We start from the raw sequence: 24,893 nt of genomic DNA, 5'->3' as shown, positions 1-24,893 counted from the left end.
AAGGTATATCGAAATCCTCTGAAGACTTTGAATCACATCTCTATGAAAATCAGCTATCTAGAGAATACATTAACCTTCATCAAATTAATAAAATTGATAATTTAATAGTGGATGGAAATACTGAAAACTTTTTAATTTATCTAACTGCTGATTATTCACTGCCTACTGAAGACTTTGATAAAGCACTGAATGAACTTAAAACCCATGATGATATAAGCAATATACGGAAACATCTGCTTTGGGTAAGTTGGTATGACCTTTACAATAATTTATTTACCGAACATTCAGGTTCAGTATTGCAACCTTTTGAAGTTCATATATTGGATGATTTGAAAAATTATCTGAAAAAGAAACGGTTCTGGTCATTCAGAGGCTTTGGTCCATTTGATTCAAATTTAAAAGAAAACAAATTCAGGTTCTATCAAAGTGAAGAACAAATTTCATTTAATTGGAATTTTCAAGAAAACGCATTACTTAAGCCATTCTATAATGAGGGTTGAAAATGTTTGAGCAGACATCTGATGAAAGTGCAATTCATACTTCTTTTAGTAACATTGCTAATCTTTACGAACAGGTTTCAAAGCTACTGGGTGAGATTGACAAGCAATTTAAAGACAAGAATTTTTATCCAAATTTAAATAATCCAAATGCCATATGCCGTTGGCGTAGTGATTTAATAGAAAATATTAATGGATGGCAGGTTGGTAGCATTGTAAGACCATATGTTTTTGCCCATGAGGAAGAGAATGACGAAATAAAAAAGCAAGTTGTCATCCATATTAGTATGAAAAGTAAAATTCCAATCATTTCTTTTGGAATTTTTACATACAATAATGATATTACCAATTTAAGAATTGGGATTGGGGATCATTGGCTAATGTATTGGCCATTTCAGACACACAATAATAAAGATTTTAATTTTAACATTGAAAATGAATATTTTATTAATTCTGAACCAATTAATGATAAAGTTTCAAATAACTACAAACAATTTGCTGCTAATTCATTTACAAGCATTCGCTTATTTAGAGTAAATAGCGCAGAAAGTTTGAATCGCCTTGTAATTTCTCCCTCTATAGAACTTTTTACAAATGGAGTCATAAATATAGAAAATCTAGATTCATCTGAATATATTGCTAGTAGCGATTATTTTGAATTAATGAGACAAAAATAAGATTCTAATTTAGCTGGACTGTCATTTATATAATCAAGTGTGCGGATATGGTCATTGAAATTGATATTGAGCAGAATCGTAAATTTAATACTTTGCTGCTTTTCACCTAGATCACAAGGTAATGCCTGTCGATAGCTTTATGTGCGGCGAAAACGCCGCTAATGTCATCAGTAACATTCAATTCTTGGACAGATCACAAAGTAGAATTAAGACCTAAACAGTGTATTAACACAATTCCAAAAAACATGAATGATATAAACATTCTAACGAGTAGAATTTTGCATGCCTGGAACGCAGGATTTTTCCTCCCCAAAAACGTCGCCTAATATTGATACACCAGTTGCTATTCTATCAATTCTCAATAAGGCATCGGGACATCTATCAATTGAATATAAATGGGCGTTTAATTTGTCTATTGATTTCTTGGATAATTCATGATAGCCTATAAATTGAAGTTTAGACCAATCTTCATTGAGCAGCAATTCCCTTAACCCATTTTTAAGTTCTTCAGTCACTTTTAGTGGGATGTTTTTAGTGGGATCACAATATAAGATTAAGTTATTCAAATATGCAGAAAAATTGGTTGAAATAACTTTTGCAACAGGTTTATCTCCTCTCTTTAAATATTCAATAATTAGTGAGTAGTCTTTGATATCATCAATAAAACCACTAAGTTTTGTAATGACATCTCTTGAATAAGTCTTTCCTTTATCAACAATTGTAGCAAATGATCTTCTATTTACTTCATTATTGCTCGATGAGGATATCCTAAAACTGCTGTTAAAATAAAATATTTGATTCTTATAGATTTCAAATGACATTAATTCATCTTGCTCTTTTCCGTCTAATTTTTTCACAGGAACGCTAATTGAAACCTCATTAACAAGACTGTTTTTTGGATAAGAACCTGACAATGTTATATCGCTTAATGCTAAAAACATTAATTTTTCTATGACACGTTCAAATGCACCAGTAAGAGTATTATCGCAAAGGTAATTCTTTTCGAAGTTCCAACTTTTGCATAGGAACTCAACAAGGGCAGTAGGGGATGTTTTTATAAATAACAAAACTGGCATAATCACATTATCCATTTGCCACTTTTTGTAATGTTCAAGAATCGCACTTGTACATGATATCAAATCAGGATATACTGAAAATAATTCCACATTTTGAGACTGAATTTCGCTTATGAAGAGGACTTTATTTTCACTTGATATATCCATAACAGGAAATGCGATTTCAAGATCTACAGGATAGAAATGATTCTGAAAGTTGGTATCTTCTGAATCAATTATTTCAACTTTTCTTTGTGCATATGCCTCTAATGAGTTGATATCCGAATCCGGTAGTTTTTTATTTTCAAACAGTTTTCTAGCTTCTGCTTCTTCCCATCTAAGAATATCAAGCTTCCTTCTGAAAGTAACGTTTCTTTCACGAAGTACTGTTATGACTAGAGCCATGTTTATCTTTGATTGGAAATAATTGCTGCCCAGTACCTCTACTGATGTTTTTGTATCTAAATTTTGAACTAATAAGCATAATATCTTCCTGAATGTTTCTAATCCAGGACTTATGAAGTAGTTTTTATTATTGGAATCAGGCTTTGTATCAATCTTAAGGATAGCCAGTTCTACAAATTTATCGCAAATCTCTTTAGCATGAACCCTTGATACTCTTCCATTCAGCTCTCTTTCAATTTTACCAGGATACGTATAATAGTGTTTTTCTTCGTCTTGATTAGTGAGGATTAACTCACCTTCCTTTTTGATTAGATGGGTCAGAACTAGGATTTGCTTCTCTGTTATTGTGGATTTTTCCGTCATAATATTCCTCTTTAAAAGATAAAGATTAACCATTATTATTTTGGATTCTCATTCGCGTCAGCAGCTCTCTGTGCCCTTGCTTTAAACTCTTGGTTTGCGCAGTTTTTATCAGCATGGGACTGAATCCTTGAAGCTGCTTCTTGATTCATTTTCTGATTTAATTTAGTTTCATTGTCCATTATAAGGTATCTATCAACAGGCAATGGTGGCGTGACTATCAATCCTATACAATCGTCACTATAGCCCATTTCACTTAAGATTAGTTCTTCCCACTCATATTTTACAGATTCTGCACACCCTACGCATATAGTATATTTCCAAATCGAATCTGCTTGATAGTCTGATCCACATTTGGAGCATGAACGCTTATGTGGTTCAAAAAGAGTTTTCATTAGTTTTTGTTTTTCAGTATGAGCAATTTTATGCAAATCCAATGATGAGTATCCTTTGTCTGGATGAGAGTTAAAATATTGATTTTTCTTTGCGCGAATTGATTCGTCGATAAGATAATTCTTTAAGACCGCGCCCATTAAAGCCGAAGGAGACTTTGGTAAGAATTCTTCAATACCATCAAGGGGATATCCTAAAACATCTGATACCCAAACTTTCTTCAAGCTGTCATTTTTTAGCACAAGACATGATTGGCACAGAGAATATAACAATTCTTTTGTTTTTTCAACTCTGATACCGCATTCTGCACAGTCAATTTCTTCATTTTGAATAGTTTCCATTGTATTCCCCCGAAAAAGAGAAGTAGGTATTACTTCTGATTTTTTGATGCTGAAGCCTGCGAACGTGCCTTAAATCCTTGATTTGTACCTGTTCTGTCTGCATGTGCCTGAATTCTCGATGCTGCTTTTGATGTCATTCCTTTGGTAGTCATATTACACCCTTGCCTTTGTAATATTTATTTTACTTATTTGTAATATCCATATTATATCATATCACTATATTTATTTAAGGGTTATGTTTCTTAAAATTATTAAAATAGTTTAACAAAATAATGATATCAATAAATTGGAGAACTACTAAAATTGGTGAAATCGACCTTATAGTGAGATAAGTACATTTCCCAGACATAAGTGTTATTTAAGATGTTATTGAAATGTGCTACCCCCATTTCTTCCTTATTTTTATAGATGCTTATTTTGAAAAACAGGAGTTGCTTCTAGTAAAATTAATACCTATCTAATTACATCGCTGTTAAGTGAATTTTGCAAATTCTATCAACAAACTTATCCAATCCCTGTTTCCTACATTTTATCATTTTCTATTCCCATCTAATTTTGCTGTTTTAACAACCAGAACTCCTTAGCATGCTGTTTCTTAATTTATAATTTACATTAAATATATATAGTGTTGAAACCAGTGATATCAACACAAGCAAAAGGAAATAAAAATCTCATGAAAAAATATCAAAACTATGAATTGACGGAGCATCTATGCAAACCAATTGCAGAAGGCCACAGTAAATCAAGAGACATCTATGCATTCATAGATTACCCAGGAACATACTCTTGCTTCAGGAGTAGCCTGTCAAAGATCAAACGTGCAGGGTATATCAAATTCGGAGATTATGCAAGAGAATTGCCTAAAAATCCATTTCATCGGAAGAGAACATACATTCTTACTGAAAAAGGTCAAAGGTTCCTTTTAAATCCAAATGAACGTTGGCAAAAGAAACAGGCAAGATTACATAATCAGCTAATGAAGTTGATTGAAATACAACCGGAATTCTTACAGAAATTCTCAGAACAGCGTGCTATGATGAATCCGGAAAAGGTCATTGAATTTGTAAATGCCAATATGGGATTGAATTATTCAGACATAGGACAAGTAGACCAGCTCCTTGAAGGAATGGATGATTTCAAAAGTGCAATGGTTGATGATAATCCTAATGAACTGGAAGAATTGCGAAGAAAATATAATGCTCTGGTTCTTGAAAATCAAAGATTAAGAAACCTATCAGTTGATGAATATAAACCTCCAAAGGCAATTAAGCCAACTGTTTTTAATCAACAGAAGTCTGGAAGGAATAGGTTAGCGGAAATAAGGAAACAGGTTACTCAAGAATATTTTAATGTCAAATACCTTGATCTTCGCTTTTTCGGAATATGGCAAAATATCATACCTGTAAAACTTAAAGGGGCAAAGATGTTTACTAAAAACTCGGTTGAGTTCATTTCCAGTGGAAATAAAGAATTCAAACGTGGTCATGCTAAAGAGATGGATGGGGAGCAAATAGCAAGCAGTTGCCTTTATATTGTGAGGTTAGAAGATGATGGAATTATAATTGCTGGAAAAGGTGTTGCTAAAAGTGGAGAAAAAATGAAGTTTTGATAAATACATCTAATCATTAATTACTTTCATTTTATGCTTGATTCCAATCTGTATATCCTAACAAAAAAGGGTAATCTTCATTAATATGCTCAAGCAAATGTTTTTTTGTTGGATATTCTTTTTCACAATATTTGCATAGGAAGCTATTCCTATGCTCAACTAATCGTTTTTTTGTTGAATATTGTTTTCCACAATGCTTGCATATGAAACATTCAGAACTCAGTTGAATCTTATTGTGTATATCTTCCCTATTTCTACATTGCTTAGCAACAGCTCCAATATCAAATGACTTGTAATGAAGAAGTATTTGATGTTGTGTTAAGCTATATTGACTCTCGAATCTACTAAAGCATCTTACACAAATAAATTTTTTATTAACAACTACTTCATCTACAGATGGTTTTTCGTATTTTTCTTTTTTATCTACAGATGGCTCATCGTGTTTTGCTTTTTTATGCTGGATTAGACCATCCGCAGTTCGGAATTTATTAGAACATATTTCACAAATAAATTTGTTGTCAACAGCTTCTTCCTTTGCAGAAGCTCCATTATGTTTCATTTTTTGATGTTGAGTTAGAGCACTTTCGGTTGGAAATCTTTTTGAACATATTTTGCATTTAAATCGTGGGAATTTTTTCATAAATGGAGTTCCTTCTTCTGCAGAGGGGTCATTATGCTCTGTTTTTTTGTGATGGATTAGATAAAGTTCATTACTGAATTTACTGAAACATATGTCACAAACTAATGTATTATTCTTTTTTGATGACGATTTTCTATAGTTTATATTTTTTTTGATTTTTCGAAATGTATTATTTTTTGTTTGTGATGCACTTTTTCTTAAAAATGTTTGGTATTGACTATCTGAAACTACATAAGCTGAAGTGCCACAATCAGAACAAAAGTTCATGGAATTTGCTTTTTTCCCGCAACTTCTACATATGGGCATATTGAATACAGTACGACCAAGCAGTATATATTTTTTATGAAACGTGATTAAAATTTTAGATCCATTTGAATCAGAAAATAATCATATATGAAGATTCTATCATTAATCCTCATTATCCATTCTATTTACTCCCAATAAAATGCTGTCAAAAAAGTAGGGGGTTAGTCAAAAACCCTCCGATTACCAATCACTTTCTATTTTTAAGAATGAACCTAATTAAATCAGGACTCATACTCAGTTCTCTATCCATTTTCACTTCAATTTCTTCATCTGAAAGACCATCTGCGATATACTGGTCAATACGGTCATAGATGCTCTGTGAGACTTCTGAATATTCATTGATATCTTTCCTGTGACCCCAAACATCTCCTTCTAGAAGGGCTATATTTTGCATTTCCAGGAACATTCTAGTGGAATTGGAGATAGTTCTGATGTAGGAAGTTGGAACATGAAGTGCTTTCACGCTTGGACAATTTGATACAAGGGAAAGGATATCTGTATTTGAAGGTCTGAATGCAAGATGGATCATTTCTTCTTTATCAGTAAGGCTATTAATCTCATCTTTTGAACTTACGACTCTTATTTTCATGTTTTTCACCAATAATTTAAATTTAAAGAATTGTTTTGGTGAGATGTGTACAAATTATTTAAGAGTAACTGTATATACAATATTTATTAAAAGGGATTTGTACAATGTGAATTACTTTAATAACATGGTTATAAACACCTTATTTTCTAATGCAATGTGATTAAGACATGATGGATGAAAGAGTAATCAAAAATTAAACGTATTAGAAAAGGAAGCTGTAATAGCAGGTAGGAATTAAAAAATCAGCTTATGTTTTTCTAAAAACCTTCATATTTCCCCTACATTGAGTTTTCTTCTGATAGGATGTACGTTACAGGACCCTTACAAAAAATCATCTCATATGGGGAGAGGGGACAGCATACAATGGTCACAAAAGAAGAAAATGTATAAATATTCATGCATGTGTAACATCCCAAAGATTCCCTCTTAAGATTATCATATCACCAGAGAATGAACATGACAGTAAAAGGTTCATTGAAGTTATTCAAAGTATAAAGATTAAGACACAAAGAAGACCAACAACAAGACCATTAGAAGTACTAGCAGATTCTGCTTATGACAATATTGTTATCAGGAAATATTTGAAGTCTAGGGCAATCGAAAGTAACATTCCATTTAATATCAGAAATATCCTAAAAGAGGAAGATCTACAAGATTCGAGTATGAGTCATACTATAAAAGAGGAACAATAGAAAGATTATTTGCATGGTCGAAAATGGGATTCAGAAAACTGGCAAGTAGATATGAAAGGCTTAATGTGGTTTTCAAAGGATTATTGGATATTGCATACTTTATGTTATACTGGAAAAAGGTATAAGGGATATTTTGAAATAGGCTCATCCATTACCTTCGGCTTTTGTAAGGGATATGCCTTCTCCTGTCACAGCTTTTTTCACGAATCTTTATATCATATTTCGAATTTCATAACATTCTGGGCAAAAAGAATCTTGTAAACAGTCAAAACAATAAGCTTCAGAACCACACCCCTCACAGATTGGTCGTATGCGCTCACAAGCTCCATCTGTTGAATAGGCAATCTTTCCTGCATCTAGGATTTTCTTGTCGTAGAAAATCATTTTTGATTCTATTACAAAACCACATTTTTGGCAAATTTCCTTTCCCTGAGCATTGAATTTCTTATGACTATCATCGAATCTTGCGTCAACTTCAGATATAGTGAAATCATACAAGTCCCTAATATCTACGTTTTTAGGCTTTCGATTGTCTATTTTTCTCATTTTATCGCCACTTTCAATTTTTGTGTTTCAGGAACTGTAGTTGACGTAGTTGACTCTTGTTTATCTTCATAATTGAAATTCCATTTTAGATTTTGAACATGCAGTGTCGTTTGCGTTAAATCTATGTTAGAAGGAACAATAAACATCATCCAACCTTGTTTAACCACGTTGGGATAGGTTGCACCAAAATTATCAAAGACAGGATTATATTTTTGCATATGATAAGAGTTGTAATAGAATCTTTCCGTTACACAATCATTAATTGTTAAAGCACTTGTTTCTTCGATTCCTATTTTATTTCCATTATAAATTAAATATGGACAATCTGGATTAGTAGGGTAACTTTCTGTTGCTTTTATGGATACACCCCACACATCTATATTTTCACCTTTTATTTCATTTCCATATTCCCATTTTGCAACTGTATCTGGATTTACAATTATTGTATTTTTATCTGAAATAGTATCTCCGATGTTTTCAGCAGTTAAATGAATCATTAAAAAGGTAGCGCCTTCAGGGGATGATAAAACACCTTTATTTGATAATCCCCATGAATCACTTATATATTCTACTTTATCGTCTAATGAATAATAATCCATAGATATTTTCATGTCTTTTGAAGAGATACCTGATTCTCCAATACACATTCTCGAATCACTTGTATTGATATTAACTGTACATCCTGATACAAATATTGCAATAGTTATCAAAGAAATAATTAAAAAATAATTTTTATTTCCAACCTTCATTATTTCACCTTTAGGATAACTATAGTATTATGTCATGCCGATATAAATATATTCATATTTGATATAAAATATTGTTTTCTTAATTATTTTTTAGATTTTTCTTATATCATTGAACTAAATAGACTATAGATTCTTGTTGTAAAATATGCCAGCACTTTACCTATACTATTTTAAAATCAAAAAACTAATCCACATCTCCGCTAACACTAAACTCCACAAACACAGGATAATGATCAGATACATCAGTTGTTAATTCCCCATCCAATCCATAAATCAAATCATACCTGAATACACCTGCTTCTCCTGCAAGGTCTGAATTATCAGTAAGGATAATCCTGTCATAGGTATAATCTGTAGACTTAGTTGTTGTATCCTGGCTATCATCAATAACCCAATGGTATTCATCAAGGTCAGAAGTTGAATCCTCATCAAAATATGAACCATCTGCGTTCAAATCTCCCATTATAATAAAATCCTTTTCATTGGGATTCTGTGACTGAGCATAAGATAGCACATCATCTAATCCATTAATTTCCTCTGTTGCCTCATCAGGGTCAGTATGGATTACCATAAGGGTTGCATCGTAATTGCCATGTAGAGCTTCTATGGAAGCAATGTAAGGTTCCCTGTGGAAAGGGTCTGTGCCAATGGGTTCAGGGTATGTGTAGGCATCTGATATTGAAACTGTCAGAGTATTGTAGACATATGCATATTGTTCCTTACTGGTTGTTCTTCCAAGTCTTTCACTTACAACGTAATTATATTGTGAACCATCGGAGTTTACCAGTTCCACAAGTGCAGGAAGAGAAGTTAGGGATTTATCACGGATCTCTTGAATTGCAACAACATCATATGTTCTGATGATTTTTGCAAGAACATTCATAACTTCAGGTTTTGATGCTTTTGTAACTCCAAATACCTGAATGTTGAAAGATCCTATTCTGATAGTATTGGCGTTTAAATCTGTAGGACTTTCATTTACATTGACAGGTTCACTTGTTATTGGTTCTTCAGTTAACTGTGGACTATAAGGTGTATATTGTATCACACCATGTCTTATTTCATTTATTGCGTTGTTACCGTCTGAAATGCAACCTACTGTTAATGATATAAGAATGAGAATTGCAATTGTTTTTATTTTCGTGATATGCCCCTCTGAGAATACATAAGTTCATTAAAATATTTATATTTTCTACTATGACTAGATATGAATATGACAGAGAATTATTTCACAAAATTTATATTGATTGAAAATATAGCATTAAATGTGGCATGAATTAATGTCGAAAAATCACCAACCGACCACCTTTCATGCCACCTTCTACCCTATTTCTTAATTGAATGTTTAATTCGTCTATTCTTCTATCTTGATCAGACGAAATTTTATCTTAAGCTCGATTTTTCTTTTTTTCTCAATCTTACATAGATTATAGGTAACTGTAAAAAACTGAATTATTAATATTAAATCAATTGTCTACAAAGTAAAAAGGAAAAAGTTTTCTTATTCCAGAAACTCAAGTCCTTTTTCTGAAAAATCATTTTTTGCCAGTTTCTTACTTTTGCCAAACCCAATTACCGGAATCCCATTTCCAACAATTGTGCAAGAATAGTATGGGGGATTAATAGAGAGTTCTTCATATTCATATTTGGGACTCTTTCTATGCAATTGATGGTACTTAAGATTGAATTCACTGCTTGCATCCTGTTTCTCAATTATAGCCTTTAACTCATCTGGACTTGATGATAAAAACTCCTGAATGTCCTCTGAATAATGTTTTAAAACTACCTCTTCTGCTTTATCATATCCCTGATCATAAAAGATAGCTCCTACTATTGCCTCAAATACATCCGCCAAGCGTTTTTTTCGTCCACTATTGGTCTTAGATTCGCCTTTTCCTTTTAGTAAATAATTATCTAGATTTAATTTATCTGCAATTTTAGATATATTATTGTTTTCTACAAGAAAAGCTTTAAACTTGGTCAAATCGCCTGCATCAAAAGAAAAATAATTTTCATAGGCATATTTTGAGATAACACTACCCAAAGCCGAATCACCTAGATGTTCTAATCTTTGATTATCTATGTCAACAAGGTTTAAACACTCTATGAAAAATGGATGTTCTTTTGTGAATGTATGGTGGATAAGAGAGGACTGCAATGTTTTTTTATCTCTAAATTCAACCCCAATAATATTTTCAATTTCAACTAACTCTGGATTATTAACCAGAATTTCTTCATACAATATGTCTACAGGGAATCGATGAGATACTTCGTGGATCAAACCTAATAATGTAATATTATCAACATTCTTGAGCAGTCCAATGTACACATTTTCATTAAAAAATGTATCAGAAGCTACTTCCTCATCATTTGTATCATATATCAGAAAAGACACTCTATTTTTGTGTATTGTGTCAAAAGAAATACACAATTTAATCAATTTTGCATTTTTCAATTTACTGGTTTTTTTGCCTTCTTTTCCATTAAACTTTACAGGAAAACAACACATATTCCCTTTAAATTGGTCTGAAGAAGTGAATAAGTCTATATTTTCATATCTATAGATGATTTTATCCTCTATACACGTAAGTCTGGTTGTTGCACTATTCATTTAAATCACTCTTTTTTTCTGAATGCAACAACATCAAAAAAGAACAAGAAAAATTAGTACATATTTAAAGCATATGGATTAATTTTTACCGTTTTCCTTATAGGTTATTGCTTTTTTTTCAAGTATCTAATTACATTTAAATATTTCTGTATATGATTTATTGTTTGATGCATAGTTCAAGCTAAACGGCTTATCAGCTTCAGCATTCTTCTTCATGTCATTGAGAGTAACTTTAGAGAAAACCATTTTCCTCTAGTATGAATAACCTGTAGCAAGTTTGACGCAAAAAAACATTGCAGAAACTTAATACTTGTATATAACTATGAATAAGCGTTTGTCTACAAAAATCATTATTTGCATCAAATTCTCATACAGATATAATCAAAATGGGTATGCTCTCACATAACAAGATTCTCAAATGCCACAAACAGAAGCATGAGCTATGTGAGGTTCCATGAGCAGATTTCAGAATATTAAGAAAATGATAAAGGAGAATAGAGATCTTAATTTGCTTACTCCAGCAGTGAGGAGACTAGTAAATTAAAAAAAGAAAATTTATGGATTTTCTTTACAGATTCAACAATTGAAGAATAAATATTTGTTATTTTGGGACCATCCCAATATCTATTTTTTTACCATCATCACAAAAAGAATCTCCAACTTCAGCATAATACATTTGTCCCCGTGGAACCTCAAAAACAATGTAGACTTCCATTGGAATTCCAGGCCTTAATTCATCAAGACCACGTTCCCACGTAGTATAACCATTAAGTGGTTCATATGTTTGCCCTTTTTCACTGATTAATTTTACATTATCATCGGGGTCATAATATTCCCTAGTATCATCTCCAAGATTTTCAAATTCTACACCCAGGTCTATCCATGTAGGGTCATCATCATCAATATCTACTTCAGTAATTGTGTATGCAACTTCGCCAACAATAACTCTATCACCAACTGCATAGGTTCCCTGTGCAACTACATCGCTATCATCTTTTTCTGTATTGCTTTCATCGACGACTTTAATTTTATTTATACCAGTATCCACGGAATCTGTATCAACTGTAAGTGCTGCAATAAACAATAATAAAATAAATCCCACTACTATACCTAAACCAATTTTAAATATTTTCTTAAGAAATGACATAATAACCACCAATACTGACCAGACATTATAAAAAATACTATATGTCGTTTGCCATTTTAAATTAACATTGTTCTGGCTCTTTTGAAATCCTCAATATCCATACAAGAATGAAGAACCACAAAATTGACAATAACCCCATTGACAATTTAATTAGCAATAACCCCAGTCATTCCGAGACAACCGGAATGACTAACCCAATATGCTCATACTCCTTTACTTTTCCGGAGGATAGAAATGCGTGAAGGTGTCGAGGAGGAAGACATCTTGAAAGCATTTCCATGTAATCCAATTCCTTATGACGTATTTCTACCCGGAGAGAGTTTGGGTGAATTCCATATCGAACCACCGTATGGTCCTTTGTGATATTTGCTGCTTAGCAGTTCTTGCCACAAATACTAGTTTATTCTTTTAATATATTAATATACCTATAGTATAGTATATTATAATTATCATAATGATGAGGTATGTGTTACTTTAAAATCACTTAAGATAAGCACATTACAAAATATATCTCTACTGAAATATCCCTTCTCAATGTTAAATTTGCAGCTTCCAAAAATTCCAACCTATGTATGAACTCTCTGTTACAGGAAGTATTTGTTTTTTAGATTGAATGGTCGGAAAAACGGTTTCAGCTTTTCGTTAAATACTTCTCTTCCATAACTTCCTTCTTTTCATTACTCTCACGCTTGTTCCCCACAAACAAAAAACCATCACTACAAAACCTTGCAGAAACCATTCAGTAAACAGACTCCGATGTTTTCACCTAGTTTTGGTGTTTGTGGAAGGATGAGAGTTTGAATATGGCAAGGGGTTCCGACTACCCATAATCGGAAATAACAGCAATTACTAATTTTGTGCAAGCGTTAATAAATTGATCATCTGGTATCCTCTGAATCTTGCCGTCTTTCAACTGAATAAGTTGGCTTACTGAAAGCAATCCTTTTTCGTGAGTCTTATTTTATCAATTAAAAACATCAAATTGCCTAAAAGCATGAATGTGTGTGTCGAAATGTTCACATGCTCTATCATAGGTTCCCCAGGAACATGCGTTCCCAAGAATAATGTGCTTCAGGACTATGTCAGGATGTAAGTCACTTGATTGAGAATTAATGAATTTTTTAATATCATGGGTCGTTAAAGCAGATGTCCTGAGCTCCTTGCGGTAATTGTTAATCCTGTTGTACAATCCTTGCTCACTTTGTATTGGATTATTATTCAGGTTCATATCAGATTATCGTGTTTCAATGGATATACTGATGTGCCAAGTGGAGTGAAAGTGATGAACCAAAAATATGATTAGCTTAAGGCATGGTGTTCAAATTATATCCCTCGCCCTTAATTTAAGGGTAATAGGTAAGGTCAAAAAACCGAACTTTTAATAATAATATGAATTGTTAGTTGTTAAAAAAAATGAACTTTATAAATTTAACAAAAGAAGTAACTCTGAAACATACATTATTTATTCCTATAAAATATTGGATAGAGTATGAAAAAACAGAGGTCATTTTCATTAGGTCGAATTTTTTCAAATGACTATAACTCAGATTTGGCTACATCATTAACAATATTGTCCTGGTTTTTTTACATATTTGCTATTCTCTTTGGACACTTACCTTCAAGACAAGGTCTTCTTGTAATAACTGAATTACACCTTCAGTATCTACTTAAAATTGCAATATTTATTACTGCTTTTGCAATCATTTCTTTATTTAGACGATTACTTTTTTTTCACACGTTGTATAAACGTGGTGTGGAAGTTACTGGTAACATATACACAATATTGGATTGTGATTTCAGACACCGTGTTGAATATAAGTATCAATATCAAAATGTTGATTATTGGAGAGGAAACGCATTAACTCGTTCTACATATAACCGAAGTAATTTCAAAAATGGAGATGAGGTAATATTAGTTGTTGATCCACAAAACCCCAAGTGGGCAGTAATTAGAGATATTTATTTCTGATACTTACACGTAATTAATTTTGCAGAACAAATTTGAAGCCTTTACAAAGTGGTTCTAGTTCTGCATCTCTAAATATCTCAAGCAATATCTCAGCATCATGTCCCATTTTATCAAGACTTTCATGGAAATTAATCCATTCAATTGTTAGAGGGAATTCAATCCATGCCGTCATCATATCCCATAAAGCATCAGCATTCATTCCATAGTAATCAGGAAAATAAAACTTATCTTTCAGAAACTGATGGATTTCTTCTTTATTGTTGAACTTCTTGCCATCAATCGTTAATTTGTTCACTTGTAATTTATCTTTCAGGAACTGACGGATTTCTTCGTCATTGTTGAATTTCTTGCCACCAATAGTTAATCTTTCCATTTCAAGTCACTTCCCACATCTCCAACCTTTCCCTTACATGAGCATTAAGCGTAAAAGGCTCATCAGCTTTCGTATTTTTCTTCATATAGTGCAATGTACCTTTAGAATATCAAGCTTTTTCCAATCAGAATAAGAAATACTGAGTATTTTTTTGTCGTATGTCGCTTGTGTCCTGTCGTTTTGTCGCATACTGGGGTTTAACAAAATCAAGACTCTTCCGTTTCTCAACAAGATACTGTGCAAGCTCCCTAGTTTTCAACAATAAAACATAACTCCACATAACAGACTGTTTTTTGTAAGGAACTTTCTTATTCATCCAGTTATTGACCTCCTCAGTCACCTTCTTAGCTCCTGAAGGTTTGAGCCTGAGGGAATAGCTCTCAGTCCTGATAAAATCCTTATTATCCATCTTCTTGGACTCAATAAGACTGATTACAGCCATATCAACAAGGAATCTAAAAGGTTCTTGCAAGTCATAGGCTAAACTGTTCTTACTTGGATTCATCTCATGTAAAAAACCTACATGAGCATCAAGACCAACCGTATTGATGGCTCTGAGACATTCAGCTTCAAGCAAGGCATAACCATAGTTGAGCATAACATTAACTTTGTCTCCTGCTCCTGTTGCTCTCCTATACTGATCTACCCTAGCACAAAAATCATAATCTTCAGGAATACGATCCCAACAATATGGAGCCTAATGTCCCTGCTTTGATTTTACTTCTCCTGAGGTTGTTGCATGTGTCTTTTAGTCTGTCGTTTGCATTTGTCTCCTTAATTTCTATCGTAAACACACCTAAAAGACACCAAAATTAGCCAATACTTCAACATTCTTCCCATATCCCCAATCTTTTCCTTAAATGAGTATTCATGGTAAATGGCTTAATCTTTAACATGCTATCTTAATTCATAGCAGATTCTAATTGTATCCATCGAATATTCTCTGACAGGTGATTTTAAATGAGTATTAAATCTAAAAAGAGTATACTTATTTACGGAGAAAGAAAGGATCACAAGAAACAGATATTTATCGATGGAAGAATAACAGCAAATAGAGGTATAAGGAATTTACAGCAAATGTGAGACGCTGGCTACAAGTGCACATAAGCCAATTAGAACAAAAGTATTCATCTGACATTGCTGCCCAGATTGAAAGAGAATTGTCCCTCATAATTGATAAGACACATTTTTGAAATGAAATGGTAATTCGAGGAAGGAAGAAATAAAAACATTACCCTTTATGATTATCAATGAATTCTGCTAAGATGATATAATGAAACGGGATGAGCATCTTTTAGCTATCACATTGATTGTAGTATTTGTGCTACTTGCTCTATATTTAATTATTGAATACCAAATGCAGACACCCGAATTATCCACCCATATTATCTACATTTTGTCTGCTGCATTTGTTCTATTTGTTTTTTTCATTAACAAACATGATTCAGATAAACGTGAAGAGTTTCCAGTGAGCAATAAGCCATTTACCAGAAGGTTAAAAAATCGGGGAAAAAAAGGCCATGATTTTTCATCTAAAACCACTAAGCAACAAAACAACCATAATCATTCAAAACATTGGTCTACGACTAAAGACAAAAATGACAAGCATTGGTTTTCGCTAGAAAAGGAAATACATGATCTGATCAATAAAAAAAGAAGGCAACATGGACTAGCTCTTCTTAATTGGGACCGCAAACTTTCAGACATTGCAAGGAGACACAGCCAAGATATGGCAAATAATGGTTACTTTAGTCATACCAATTTAAGGGGGAAGGGACCAACTGAGAGAGCAAAAGCAAAGGGTTTTCATTGCAGTAAAAGCCGTGGAACAATAATATATGAAGGGATTGCAGAGAACATATTTCAAAACAATCTCTTTGTATCTACCAGAAAGATTAATCACACCTTTCCATACGGGAGAAAAAATCAATCAAGGATTGCATACTCAACGGTAGACGGTTGGATGAACAGTCGTGGGCATAGGCAGAATATCCTTACTGAGCACTATGACAGAGAAGGAATAGGCATTGCAATTTCAGCTGATAATAAAGTGTACATCACAGAGAATTTCTTTTAACCATTGAGTTATCTGACTTCCATCCCTTGAGATCTGCTATGGACTTTGGGATGGTCACAGATAATCTTCCCTTGCTATCCTGCACTGAAACTTTTGCCATAAAATCACCTTATACTTGAGTATAAGGTGTGCATCATACTTATGAATTAACATTGGTGCAAATGACTAAGTATGAAGCATGCCATAAAGAATATAGGTTTGATGTAGTGCCGTTTTTGCAGTCACTCTTAACAGAGGAAGCTAAAAGGAAACAACTCGAGGATATGTTTATCCAGTTCCTGCACAGCTTGAAAGTGTGCTTAATTGTTTTCCATGATAAACCTAAAATGTCGTCTTTGCAGGTATGGAGCCAAAACCTTGCAAGGTGGTCTGAAAAATCAGGTATTGACTCTAGGATGAGTGCAAAAAGTACCCGGAAAGTATGGAGAGCTGGATGATCTCTGCAGGAGTACCTTTGCATTTGGTATGTTTACGCCAGGGACACGACAGTTTAACATCGATGCAGCATTACCAAGGCCTGCCATTCACTGAGGATGAGCTGGGGAAGAATGGCAGGATAGTTGCAATGTTTTAGATAATCGGTTTGTGAAAACACCTGATATTGAGTGAAGATGTAAGTATACATAAAAAATCGGCCCTTTAGAAAACCTACTTTAGATTTTATTTTTAAATAAGATTCCCATATATTCAACCTCTCTCTTACATGAGCATTCCCGAGTAAATGGCTTATCTGCCGTAGCATTCTTTTTCATGTAGTGTGCTTTAGAGAATCCCATCTTCTCCCAGTCTGTATAGGATATACTCAGCATCTCTTTTTAATCATTAACTAAGTAAATAGTAATCCTATATTGCAACTGTTAGTTCTTGTGTTAAGTTGCATATCCGGTTGTACTTGCACACACCTTGTTTACTAATGCAGTCAGACTAAAACCTGATGACTCTATAGCATATAGTATAACTATACGCTGTATACAAATTTTCATTAAAATATCATATATAATCTTGATAGCTATGTTAAGATTGTATTGTTATTCAAACTAGGATCTCTCTACAAAGCTCAACTATAGGTAAATAAGAAAGATGGAAACAAAGTTTTAACTTTGCTTCCGATACAGAATATAGCCACCCACAAGCACTGCTGAAATAACTCCAAGCATCAATAAAATACCGGCGGTACTGATACCTTTTGAAGTAGTTACTTCGACCTCAGATGGTTCTTCAACTGCTGCTTCTGCTTCTCCATCAGGCACAGACATTACAACATCTTCAGGTTCACCTGAAATTGCAAATGGAGAGAAACCGGGTGTTTTTGTTTCAAAGTAAACGTACTCATCGTCTTCTCTCGTAATTGTCGTAGGCAGCTTATTCCATATGTTGTCAGAGTATCTGTAAAGTATTACAGATTCAGCAGGCACATTACTATCATTGAGCCAGGATCTCTCAACCTTGAAGGTGACAAGCATGTTTTCAACATTGTTTTCAGTTGCAAAGCCGACCTTGCCTACCCAGATATTCATCTGCTGATAGACTTGTCCTGGAGCATCTGCATCTACAAGAGCTGAGGTCTCCTTCAGAACTTCAACAATGGTTTGAATTGACCCGGAGTTCTTCTTAGAATCAAACTCAATCGTTGAGATTGCATTTCCTTCATTGTTGAATCCATAGACTACATGTGACCCTTTGTTAACAAATACACTGTCAACTTCCTTGACTGCAATATTGGCGTACGTTTCACCTGTTGAACCACCGCCACCACCTCCGCCGCCACCACCACTGCTTCCAGAGGAGGAAGAAGAGGAACTGCTCTGTGAACTTATAGTGAAACTAGTACTGAAAGTAACTGAATTGCCTGAATTATCTACAACATAAACAGATGCTGAATGACTTCCTGTGGAAAGACCAGAGGCACTGTACAATGCATATGAATCAGTTATCGTCGTATTTGCATTGTCAGTAACATCAAGATTATCAAATATGAACACCACCGAATTCGCATTGACACCTGTCTGTGCATCACTGTAGTTGAAGCGGACATCCACAAACGTTGTGCCTGCAGTCAATGTAGAACCACTAGAAGGACTTACAGCATTGAGTACGGGTGTAACTGAATCGTTACCAGTTCCATTTGAAGCTGCATTGATTGTCAGGGGTGAGGATACTACATCAGACCAAGCACCGTCATCGTCCTGGACACTGAAAGAAATGGTATGTGTACCAACGCTAATATCAGAAGCACTGAAACTTGCAGAAGTACTTAGATTTCCATCTAGACTTGATTCCCAATTATAACCAACAATTGTACCGTCAACATCACTTCCACTTCCTGCAAAAAATACTGAGTTACCTACTGTGATAGGATTTGGAGAAATGGAGGTGATACTTGCAGTTGGAATCTGATTCGAAGCTTCGGTAATAGTTATAGTTATAGTTTCAGTATCTGCATCTGACCATGTTCCATCATCATCCTTCACGCTGAAGTCAATTGTGTGTGTGCCTACTGAAAGATTAGATGTGCTGAAACTTGCAGAACTACTTAGTTCATTATCAATACTCGAAGACCACTTGTAACCAACGATCTCCCCATATGCAGCAGTACCAGTTCCTGAAAATGAAACCGTTGTGCCTTCAGTTGCAGGGTAAGGAGTAATTGAAGTGATGGTTGCTGTAAGGACCTGACTTGTTACATCTACTGAGTGTTCATCAACATAGAATCCCTGTTGATCAGTAATTGAAGATGAAGCTGGAGTCCGTATATAGTTTGCAGCATCTTTTTCTCTCAGAGTAGCCCTTACGTAAAACTTCAGCTCAGAAGCTCCTTCATTTACTTTTACTTTTATTGTGAGAGTTTCAGTTTGTCCACTGTCCCAAGTTTCATCATAAAGTTGAACAAGTGGATTAATTGCTGTTATTGTTGAACTGGTACTTGTAACAAGGGAACTTCCTACAGGGAACAATTTGTTTTCATTACTACCTGTGCCGCTTACCTCTATAATATCTTCATTATCAGGGAAAGAAACAGAAATAAATCCTAGTTTGGATGGACCACCAGTGTTTTTCACGGATATTGTTACCGTGGCAGTATCACCTTCATGAAGATTCTGTGGTTCTATCACAACACTCGTGATTTCAGGGTATGGAGGTACTGAAACTTCATTGTCTGTCAGTGGAAGATAGTCGATGTTGTCAGCATCCAGTTCATAGGGTGATTCACTGATACCATCGCCGTCTGTATCAACAGCATTCTGGCTAAAGCCTGTTCCATCTGGTTTTGTCCAGTAGTTACCACCAAGGTAAGGTCCGCCAATTATGTTTGTTCCAGCGGTTCTTTCGATGTTCCACTTATTGCCCGTGTTTGTACCTTTAAATTCAACATTGATTGTGTTGTTGAAGAAGTTGTTATAGATAATATTGTTAGTAGATTTGTCCAGCAGTACACCGTATTCAGCATTGTCCGAAACAGTATTGTCTTTCAAAGTGTTGTCGTTGGAAAGGGATAAATGTATGCCTGTTCCCTCAACACAATGCACCGTGTTACCAACAAGTGTGTTGTTGTTGGAAGATGACACAAATATACTGGTACCAACATAGCTACTTCCGTTATTATTTACAAGTGTGTTATAACTGGAAGAATACAACTGTATACCATATTCAAAAGCACTATATGCATTGCTGTCCACTGTGTTGTAACTGGAAGATGATAAATCTATTCCACCCCGGCCATGGATCATGTTGTTGGTTAGTGTATTGTCGCTGGAATCAGTCAGCCTGATACCAAATGAGTCATCTGAATATATTCTATTCCTGATAAGCATGTTATTGTTAGAAGATTTCAGTAAAATACCATCAACATAATTCCTAGGTAAATTGTTGTTTATTAGTGTGTTGTTGTTGGAGTATTCCATATAGATACCCCATAGCGTATAGTAGTCATGATTCCATACGCTGTTATTCTTAATGGTGTTGTTGTTGGAATAAGACATATAGATTCCTGTACTAGCATCAAATACCGAATTGTTTGTTATCTCATTATTACTAGAGTCATCAAGATAAATTTCTGACATAGTATTGCTGATTAGCACATTGTTACTGGAGGCTTTAAGAAAAATGCCGTGTTCACTACCGGAACTATAGGAAATATCGGTCGATGCATAATTATTGCTCAAAATATTATCGCTAGAATCATCAAGATAGATGCCGCAGTTATTACGTTCCACATCGTTATTGATCAATGTGTTATAGTTGGAAATCTCTAGAGAGATTCCATAATCATTCCCATACACTGTATTATCAGTCAATTCATTTTCATTGGAATTTGCTAGATAGATACCATTTGTAGGTACCAAATATATGCCAACAGAGGTTTCCTTTACATTGTTGTTGGTCAGTGTGTTATTGTTGGACATTTCTAGCCAGATGCCGTAACGACCGTTTTCAACGTTTTGCACTGTGTTACTTGTCAGCGTGTTGTCACTGGAACCACTCAGACGAATGCCAATGAAATTACTCTCCAAGATGTTGTTAGTTAGAGTATTGCTGTTCGAATGTTCCACCATATAGATGGCAGTAGAGCCTCTTGTCACCGTGTTACCAGTAAGTGTGTTGTTGGAGCCTCCAAGAAAGATTCCAGTGGAACATTCATTCACAATGTTGTTAGTTAGAGTATTGCTGGCGGAACCACTTATTTCGATACCTGTGTTACTTTTCTCAACAATGTTGTTAATCAATGTGTTACTGGTGGAACGATCTATAACAATACCATAACTACTATAATCACTATCGACTGTAATATCTTCGTTGTTGGATACTAGATTATCATTCAATGTGTTGCCATTTGAAAGATATAGGTATATACCATCGCTGCGTGCGTTGAACGCACTGTTTACAGAGTTCGATATTATATTATTACTCATTGTGTTACTGGTAGCACGAGAGAGAAAGAGTCCAGTGGAAGTTTCATCCAATGTGTTACCATTCAGCATGTTATTGTTGGAAATATACAAAAAGATGCCATAAACACTGTCTGATACTATGTTATTGCTCAACGTATTGTTATCAGAGTCTATGTATATTCCTGCTTTTAGTCTACCTGTAGCACCTCTTACGTTGATCCCCTCAATTGTCACTCCATCTGCTGAAACATCAAAAACATGATCATTTCCAGTGGCAGCAACCACATTTGTAACTTGAGCACCATCTTTTGAAGTGATTGTTACCTGTTTATTCACATCTACATTTTCATTATACGTACCCTGCGATACAAGAATCGTGTCTCCTGCAGTGGCAGCATTCACAGCATCCTGTATTGAAGTATAATCCGCACCACCGCTGTCATCAACAGTTATTGTTGCTGCATTGCCCACACACGTAAACGCAAGCAGCAATAAAATCGCTGTTAAACCAATTCTACAAGATTTAATATTGAAAGAAAATGCATTGCTAGCAGTGCTAGCTAATCTGAGACATGCCTTTGGATATTTAATTGTACCACACCCTATAGTGTCATTAATTTTGAACAGAATAATTAAATAATGAACGTATGGTGAGATGTTATTTATATCTTTTCAAATTATTTTATACATGGATTGAATATATCTAATTGTATTAAAGACTCCGTTCTGGTTTCATGACATTTTTGTAGAAACACTGGCCAACTCAACAGAGAAAATATGTTGGAAGTGTTGTTGAAGGCATCTGGAAGAGCAATTTGCAGTCTTCTTTTAATTTAGTATCCAATTTTCTATTTGGGAAATAATTATGTAAGCATTTATTTTTTCATTTACTCCACTGAAACGGACTACCATCTTTGATGTCAAAATGGGTTGAAAATGACGGGTTATACACAGAGATTTTCACTCTTTCCATACATTGCTTGGCTTAAAATCTAAGTGTGTTACAGGTGATTTTAGAGGCACTTGAATGTATTATTACAAATTCGTACCGTCATATGAGATAACCGGTGCATTGTTTTAATGTAAGTGATTTCATTCTTTAATCAACATCCATAATATTGTTCGAATTGTATACCTCTCACTATACTGGTGGGATATATACAACGTGAAAAAAGTGTACGGTGTTTTGCGCTCAACATGCACAACCATCTTTTAAATTCTAGAAAAAGTGTACGCTTTTAAAGGATTAGCGTACAAATATCAAACTAAAAATAAGGTCATTTAAAATAATCAGTGATTAATTTTAATAAATCATTTTTATTAGTAAATTCTCTACTTAAGTTATCAAAATCAATTATTTTCTTTTCTATTGGCTTTTCTTGGAAAATAAGGACTTTTTTCCCGAGAGCTAAAGAAAGACCTAACAAAAAAGATATTTTTGAGTTTTTTAGTTCTTTTTGAGTGTATGTATCGCTTAATAATATTCCAATCACAAATTCACATTTATTTATATTATTGTAAGCGTTGATTAAATTGTGTCCACTCGTTTTGGGTAAATCTATAAATTCATATTTTCCATCAACATTTTCTTTTATTTCTTCTTCTATTCTTATGTATTTAGGGTCGTCAGGTAAAAGGAGTAAAATCTTATTTTCCTCATTTTCCTCGTTATCATTATCAAATTTATTCCCAAAAACAGGCCTAATTGGTAAATAATGAGATATTTCTTCCTCTTTTACACTAAAAGCTTCCGCACAATCTTCTTCGTGAATATAGTATATTTTTTCTAAATCATTTATTAGCTTTAAAGAAGATCTTTTGTTTTTATCATATGATTTGTCTACTAAAAAATAGTAATTTTTGCCTAAACCAAAAGCATAACCAGCTTCAAACATTACATTTTGGTTTATTTCAGTAATTTCACAGATTATAGAGTTTGTAGACATAATCATTTTACATAATTTACAAAATAATATTCCTGTATCAGGGAATACAGCATTCTTTTCTATTGGAAGAATTACTTTCATGTCTTTTTCTTCAAGTAATTCTTTTAAATTTGATACTAACAGTGGATATTTATCAGGGCTAAAAGGATATGCAGCAAAATAGGAATCTTTGCCTTGATAACTTATTAGCTCATGACAATAGGTTTGTGGAAGCATGCAATATTTATCGATTTTATGTCCTATCTCGAAAATATCAAGTCCATTGATAATCTGTTCCGTAAAACGGTTTTTATATCTACTTTTAAACTTTTCTTGAGTTTCAAATGAATCAAATGGTTGTGGGCACAAAACACCACTAATTTTATCTCCATTCATTTTTAGTAACGTCATATACTCTTCATTTGAAGTTTTACCTGAAACTAATGAGAAGGATATATGTTCATCAAACTCATACTTAAGTAAATCATATAGTTGATTATAATATTTCTGACCATATCTATGAATATTGTTTTCATGCTTCACAATGCAATATTCATCAATTACAAAAGGTTGATTAATATAAATATCAGTTTCAAATTCCGAGGGTATTGACTTATTAAATCCTATGAAAAAAGATGCATCATCATTGAGATAAATATCTGCTTTGGTAGATTTTTTTAATCCATATTCTTCACATTTTTGTCCTAATTTTTTAGCAAAATATTTTTCTATAAAATTTTCGCCACAGCTCATTAGGCAACAATTTTCATTTACACTATCTCTACAACATGCTTTGCAATACATGTTATCAGCTGTAATATTTCGCTTAACTTCATGGAAATGTTCTGGACAAGCAATTCGAGTTTCACAATAGTCCCCGCAAGAATCACAAAATCCTTCTGTAATTTCTTCTTCTTCTTCTTCTTCTTCTTCGTAAATCATAAGCAGTAATCAAATTCTTTACATTTATAATTTTTTATACATTGTTTTTCTCTAATATTTTCCTCATCTCCTTCGTATTCAAATTAAAATCTCCTTCACGC

The 24,893-nt window shown here is 33.7% G+C and carries 24 protein-coding genes; 9 read left to right on the top strand and 15 right to left on the bottom strand.

Annotation, left to right across the window (positions count from 1 at the left end; translation table 11 throughout):
* Nucleotides 1-500: hypothetical protein (locus QZZ23_RS14045; RefSeq protein ID WP_292471376.1), on the top strand; the 500-nt coding region annotated here is incomplete at its 5' end.
* A gap of 2 nt (nt 501-502) precedes the next feature.
* Nucleotides 503-1,174: a hypothetical protein gene (locus QZZ23_RS14040; RefSeq protein WP_292471373.1), complete on the top strand. Its 672-nt coding sequence runs from the start codon at nt 503-505 to the stop codon at nt 1,172-1,174.
* A 263-nt stretch (nt 1,175-1,437) separates the two neighbouring features.
* Here QZZ23_RS14040 and QZZ23_RS14035 read toward each other — a convergent pair whose 3' ends face one another.
* From QZZ23_RS14035 to QZZ23_RS14025, 3 genes are read right to left on the bottom strand one after another with little or no spacing between them, the layout of a single operon-like run.
* Entirely contained in the window at nt 1,438-2,997 is a 1,560-nt protein-coding gene (locus QZZ23_RS14035) for a hypothetical protein (protein WP_292471371.1), read from the bottom strand.
* 35 nt (nt 2,998-3,032) lie between these two features.
* On the bottom strand, nt 3,033-3,728 hold the full coding sequence (locus QZZ23_RS14030; protein WP_292471368.1) for a hypothetical protein: 696 nt from the start codon (nt 3,726-3,728) through the stop codon (nt 3,033-3,035).
* Between the two features lie 29 nt (nt 3,729-3,757).
* Nucleotides 3,758-3,880, bottom strand: a complete 123-nt coding sequence (locus QZZ23_RS14025; protein WP_292471365.1) for a hypothetical protein — start codon at nt 3,878-3,880, stop codon at nt 3,758-3,760.
* Nucleotides 3,881-4,356: 476 nt separating this feature from the next.
* Between QZZ23_RS14025 and QZZ23_RS14020 the strand changes: the two genes are divergently transcribed.
* Entirely contained in the window at nt 4,357-5,337 is a 981-nt protein-coding gene (locus QZZ23_RS14020) for a hypothetical protein (RefSeq protein WP_292471363.1), read from the top strand.
* 31 nt (nt 5,338-5,368) lie between these two features.
* Here QZZ23_RS14020 and QZZ23_RS14015 read toward each other — a convergent pair whose 3' ends face one another.
* Entirely contained in the window at nt 5,369-6,283 is a 915-nt protein-coding gene (locus tag QZZ23_RS14015) for a C2H2-type zinc finger protein (protein ID WP_292471361.1), read from the bottom strand.
* 187 nt (nt 6,284-6,470) lie between these two features.
* On the bottom strand, nt 6,471-6,872 hold the full coding sequence (locus QZZ23_RS14010) for a DUF1699 family protein (protein ID WP_292471359.1): 402 nt from the start codon (nt 6,870-6,872) through the stop codon (nt 6,471-6,473).
* Nucleotides 6,873-7,210: 338 nt separating this feature from the next.
* Between QZZ23_RS14010 and QZZ23_RS14005 the strand changes: the two genes are divergently transcribed.
* Together QZZ23_RS14005 and QZZ23_RS14750 are read left to right on the top strand one after the other, a co-directional pair.
* Complete coding sequence (locus QZZ23_RS14005) at nt 7,211-7,564, top strand: transposase (protein ID WP_366931366.1); 354 nt, start codon at nt 7,211-7,213, stop codon at nt 7,562-7,564.
* Nucleotides 7,565-7,587: 23 nt separating this feature from the next.
* Nucleotides 7,588-7,689: a hypothetical protein gene (locus QZZ23_RS14750; RefSeq protein WP_366931365.1), complete on the top strand. Its 102-nt coding sequence runs from the start codon at nt 7,588-7,590 to the stop codon at nt 7,687-7,689.
* Between the two features lie 85 nt (nt 7,690-7,774).
* Here the strand turns inward: QZZ23_RS14750 and QZZ23_RS14000 are convergent, their stop codons facing one another.
* The 5 genes from QZZ23_RS14000 to QZZ23_RS13980 form a co-directional block, all read right to left on the bottom strand.
* Entirely contained in the window at nt 7,775-8,110 is a 336-nt protein-coding gene (locus QZZ23_RS14000; RefSeq protein WP_292471356.1) for a hypothetical protein, read from the bottom strand.
* Nucleotides 8,107-8,859: a hypothetical protein gene (locus QZZ23_RS13995; RefSeq protein WP_292471354.1), complete on the bottom strand. Its 753-nt coding sequence runs from the start codon at nt 8,857-8,859 to the stop codon at nt 8,107-8,109. The genes QZZ23_RS14000 and QZZ23_RS13995 overlap by 4 nt, the downstream gene beginning before the upstream one ends.
* Nucleotides 8,860-9,043: 184 nt before the next feature.
* Nucleotides 9,044-9,907, bottom strand: a complete 864-nt coding sequence (locus tag QZZ23_RS13990) for an endonuclease/exonuclease/phosphatase family protein (RefSeq protein WP_292471351.1) — start codon at nt 9,905-9,907, stop codon at nt 9,044-9,046.
* A 453-nt stretch (nt 9,908-10,360) separates the two neighbouring features.
* On the bottom strand, nt 10,361-11,470 hold the full coding sequence (locus QZZ23_RS13985; RefSeq protein WP_292471348.1) for a ribonuclease III domain-containing protein: 1,110 nt from the start codon (nt 11,468-11,470) through the stop codon (nt 10,361-10,363).
* 601 nt (nt 11,471-12,071) lie between these two features.
* A complete protein-coding gene (locus tag QZZ23_RS13980) occupies nt 12,072-12,617 on the bottom strand; it encodes a DUF4352 domain-containing protein (RefSeq protein ID WP_292471346.1) in 546 nt (181 codons plus the stop codon).
* A 234-nt stretch (nt 12,618-12,851) separates the two neighbouring features.
* Between QZZ23_RS13980 and QZZ23_RS13975 the strand changes: the two genes are divergently transcribed.
* Entirely contained in the window at nt 12,852-12,980 is a 129-nt protein-coding gene (locus QZZ23_RS13975) for a hypothetical protein (protein ID WP_292471344.1), read from the top strand.
* 601 nt (nt 12,981-13,581) lie between these two features.
* Here QZZ23_RS13975 and QZZ23_RS13970 read toward each other — a convergent pair.
* On the bottom strand, nt 13,582-13,806 hold the full coding sequence (locus tag QZZ23_RS13970) for a hypothetical protein (protein WP_292471342.1): 225 nt from the start codon (nt 13,804-13,806) through the stop codon (nt 13,582-13,584).
* A 300-nt stretch (nt 13,807-14,106) separates the two neighbouring features.
* Between QZZ23_RS13970 and QZZ23_RS13965 the strand changes: the two genes are divergently transcribed.
* Nucleotides 14,107-14,586, top strand: a complete 480-nt coding sequence (locus QZZ23_RS13965) for a DUF3592 domain-containing protein (protein ID WP_292471339.1) — start codon at nt 14,107-14,109, stop codon at nt 14,584-14,586.
* Between the two features lie 13 nt (nt 14,587-14,599).
* On the opposite strand, the gene QZZ23_RS13960 is transcribed toward QZZ23_RS13965, so the two are convergent.
* On the bottom strand, nt 14,600-14,959 hold the full coding sequence (locus QZZ23_RS13960; RefSeq protein WP_292471336.1) for a barstar family protein: 360 nt from the start codon (nt 14,957-14,959) through the stop codon (nt 14,600-14,602).
* A gap of 124 nt (nt 14,960-15,083) precedes the next feature.
* Entirely contained in the window at nt 15,084-15,635 is a 552-nt protein-coding gene (gene cas1, locus QZZ23_RS13955; RefSeq protein ID WP_292471378.1) for a CRISPR-associated endonuclease Cas1, read from the bottom strand.
* Between the two features lie 597 nt (nt 15,636-16,232).
* Here cas1 and QZZ23_RS13950 point away from each other — a divergent pair.
* A complete protein-coding gene (locus tag QZZ23_RS13950; protein ID WP_292471333.1) occupies nt 16,233-17,036 on the top strand; it encodes a CAP domain-containing protein in 804 nt (267 codons plus the stop codon).
* 399 nt (nt 17,037-17,435) lie between these two features.
* Nucleotides 17,436-17,567 carry a hypothetical protein gene (locus QZZ23_RS13945; RefSeq protein ID WP_292471330.1) on the top strand — a complete coding sequence of 44 codons (132 nt, stop codon included), beginning with the start codon at nt 17,436-17,438 and terminating at the stop codon, nt 17,565-17,567.
* Between the two features lie 563 nt (nt 17,568-18,130).
* Here QZZ23_RS13945 and QZZ23_RS13940 read toward each other — a convergent pair.
* Nucleotides 18,131-22,396 (bottom strand): NosD domain-containing protein, encoded by a 4,266-nt coding sequence (locus QZZ23_RS13940; protein ID WP_292471328.1) that lies wholly within the window; start codon nt 22,394-22,396, stop codon nt 18,131-18,133.
* Nucleotides 22,397-23,202: 806 nt separating this feature from the next.
* Nucleotides 23,203-24,792: a hypothetical protein gene (locus QZZ23_RS13935; protein WP_292471325.1), complete on the bottom strand. Its 1,590-nt coding sequence runs from the start codon at nt 24,790-24,792 to the stop codon at nt 23,203-23,205.
* Between the last annotated feature and the right edge of the window lie 101 nt (nt 24,793-24,893).

Origin of the sequence: Methanolobus sp., assembly GCF_016278385.1 — an archaeon.
GTDB lineage: Archaea > Halobacteriota > Methanosarcinia > Methanosarcinales > Methanosarcinaceae > Methanolobus.
This window is presented reverse-complemented; position numbering and strand designations above follow the sequence as displayed.

Coding starts and splice junctions, on each gene's coding strand:
- QZZ23_RS14040 (WP_292471373.1), top strand. CDS start 503: ATGTTTGAGCAGACATCTGATGAAAGTGCAATTCATACTTCTTTTAGT.
- QZZ23_RS14035 (WP_292471371.1), bottom strand. CDS start 2,997: ATGACGGAAAAATCCACAATAACAGAGAAGCAAATCCTAGTTCTGACC.
- QZZ23_RS14030 (WP_292471368.1), bottom strand. CDS start 3,728: ATGGAAACTATTCAAAATGAAGAAATTGACTGTGCAGAATGCGGTATC.
- QZZ23_RS14025 (WP_292471365.1), bottom strand. CDS start 3,880: ATGACTACCAAAGGAATGACATCAAAAGCAGCATCGAGAATTCAGGCA.
- QZZ23_RS14015 (WP_292471361.1), bottom strand. CDS start 6,283: ATGCCCATATGTAGAAGTTGCGGGAAAAAAGCAAATTCCATGAACTTT.
- QZZ23_RS14010 (WP_292471359.1), bottom strand. CDS start 6,872: ATGAAAATAAGAGTCGTAAGTTCAAAAGATGAGATTAATAGCCTTACT.
- QZZ23_RS14750 (WP_366931365.1), top strand. CDS start 7,588: ATGGGATTCAGAAAACTGGCAAGTAGATATGAAAGGCTTAATGTGGTT.
- QZZ23_RS14000 (WP_292471356.1), bottom strand. CDS start 8,110: ATGAGAAAAATAGACAATCGAAAGCCTAAAAACGTAGATATTAGGGAC.
- QZZ23_RS13995 (WP_292471354.1), bottom strand. CDS start 8,859: ATGAAGGTTGGAAATAAAAATTATTTTTTAATTATTTCTTTGATAACT.
- QZZ23_RS13985 (WP_292471348.1), bottom strand. CDS start 11,470: ATGAATAGTGCAACAACCAGACTTACGTGTATAGAGGATAAAATCATC.
- QZZ23_RS13980 (WP_292471346.1), bottom strand. CDS start 12,617: ATGTCATTTCTTAAGAAAATATTTAAAATTGGTTTAGGTATAGTAGTG.
- QZZ23_RS13975 (WP_292471344.1), top strand. CDS start 12,852: ATGCGTGAAGGTGTCGAGGAGGAAGACATCTTGAAAGCATTTCCATGT.
- QZZ23_RS13965 (WP_292471339.1), top strand. CDS start 14,107: ATGAAAAAACAGAGGTCATTTTCATTAGGTCGAATTTTTTCAAATGAC.
- QZZ23_RS13960 (WP_292471336.1), bottom strand. CDS start 14,959: ATGGAAAGATTAACTATTGGTGGCAAGAAATTCAACAATGACGAAGAA.
- QZZ23_RS13950 (WP_292471333.1), top strand. CDS start 16,233: ATGAAACGGGATGAGCATCTTTTAGCTATCACATTGATTGTAGTATTT.
- QZZ23_RS13935 (WP_292471325.1), bottom strand. CDS start 24,792: ATGATTTACGAAGAAGAAGAAGAAGAAGAAGAAGAAATTACAGAAGGA.